This window comes from Acrocarpospora pleiomorpha (assembly GCF_009687885.1).
Lineage (GTDB): Bacteria > Actinomycetota > Actinomycetes > Streptosporangiales > Streptosporangiaceae > Acrocarpospora > Acrocarpospora pleiomorpha.
The window spans coordinates 125,716-127,668 of the sequence record NZ_BLAF01000015.1 but is presented as its reverse complement, the minus strand read 5'-3'; the positions used below and the strand labels follow the sequence as shown (position 1 = coordinate 127,668).

The following is a 1,953-nucleotide window of genomic DNA, read 5'->3' as shown; positions in this document are numbered from 1 at the left end:
TGGGTTCTGGTTCTCCCACCCACCCGCCCCTTACTTGCTTCCGGGTTCCGCCCGGCCCTGGCTCGTTTCCCGTGGTTTTGCCCGGAACCGCACTCTTGGCTGGACCGGTGGTTCCCCCACCCAGTCCTTTGACATCCCTGGGGCTCCGCCCTCCCGCGCCATCCCTGTGGTCGTTCGAATGAAGCGAGCCGAGGGCCTGCTCGTCGCGGTTGATGGTCCGCGGGTTGGTGTGCGACTCCTGATCGGGCGGGTCCGTTGACAGGCGGGTGGCTCTTCGAGTCGTGACAGGTCGGTGGGTAGATCTTTTCACGGAGCTCGTGACCTGCGGTTTTATCGCGGATCAAGGCCAGGTTTTGTCAGAGCCGCCAGATAGCGTGAGAACAGTTGTTCGGATCCGCAGGAGCGAAAGGAGGGCGTCTTCCATGCTCGGTTCTCCGTTCGAGGTGCGGGATCCCTCCCGTGCGAGGGGTGCCCGCGAACGCGAGGTGCCCGCGTTCTTGAAGGGCACGGTGCTGGACCCTGACTACGTCCCGCCCCAGCGCTCCGCCGACGACGCCCACGACGACGCGCACAGCGACACATACGGGGGCGCGTGCGGCGGCGCATACGGCGACGTAGGGCAGCAGAGCGCACGGCAGCAGTTCCTCCACGACCGCTCTACCAACACCGGCGGCCCCGCCAACACCGGCCGCTCCACCGACGGTGCCCGCTCGGCGAGGCCGGAGGCCTCCGGTGAGCCGGTGGGTTCCGGGGTGCTGGTGTCGGAGCTGAGGCAGCGTGCGTCCCTGCTTGCGGTGTCCGACTTGCCCGAGGGTGCCGGGTTGTGTCGGGGTGAGACGGAGGAGTTGCTGTTCACGCGGGATCGGCTGGATTCGGCGATTGCCGCGCGGGTGGGGCGGGTGCATGCGGCCGGTGAGGCCAGGAGCGCCTTCAGTGGTGGGCATGCCTCGACTGGGACCTGGTTGCGTGCTTCGGCGGGGATGAGCGGTGGGGGCGCGTCCCGTCTGGTCCGGCTGGCGACTCAGCTGGCCCGGCTGCCCGTGGTGCGGGACCGGTTCGCCTGCGGCGCGCTGGCCGAGGGGTCGGTCGATGCGATCTGTCAGGTCACCGATCGTCTGAGTGATGAGCAGGCGGCGCTGGTGGAGCCGATCCTGGTGGATTTGGCCGACGGCGCGTCTCCGGCGGAGATCGGCAAGGCCGGCCGCTATCTGCGGGAGCTGCTGGACCCGGGTGCCCTGGACGATGAGGCCGAAGACGACTACGCCGCGCGTTTCCTGCTGGTCCGCCCGTCCAGTACGGGCGGTGTGGAGGGGGAGTTCCGGTTGCCTCGTGAGGCCGGTGCCCGGCTGCGTGAGTTCCTTACCGCTTATGCGAGGCCGAGGGGCAAGGACGATGACCGCCCACTGCGGGTCCGCCAAGCCGACGCGCTGTCAGCGCTGCTGACCAAGAAGGTCACCACCGAATTGCTGGTCCTGGTCCGCGCCGAATCCCTCCCCACCGACCATTCCGCACACGACGCCACCGGCCACCCCACCACCGGCCACCCCACACCTGACTCCGACTCCATCCATGCCGACTCCGCCCCTGCGGCCTCCACCGCGGCCTCCGGCACCCCCGCCACGTCCGCCACGGGTGCGCCGCCATCGCAGAGCGCATCCGGACGCACCGACACAGCCGCGGCCGACACCACTGACCCCTATACGGCCAACGCCGACACCGCCAGCTCCAGCGATGCCCCACCCGGGACACCCCAGGCCGGTAACGGCTCGACCTGCTGCGCGGGCGACCCTCGCCACACTGGAGGCACGGGTTCTGAGGCGGGTGCCGACAGCACGGGCACGGGTTCAGCCGGAGCGGGTACCCGCAGCGCGGACACGGGATCGGCCGGGGCGGATGCCGGCAGCACAGGCACGAGTTCGGCCGGGGCGGGTGCGGGGAGCGCAGGCTCGGGTG

At 70.1% G+C, this 1,953-nt stretch carries 1 protein-coding gene; it reads left to right on the top strand.

What is annotated here, in order from left to right:
- Window positions 1-422 precede the first annotated feature (422 nt).
- Window positions 423-1,953: 13E12 repeat family protein (locus Aple_RS15470; protein ID WP_155345279.1), on the top strand; the 1,531-nt coding region annotated here is incomplete at its 3' end.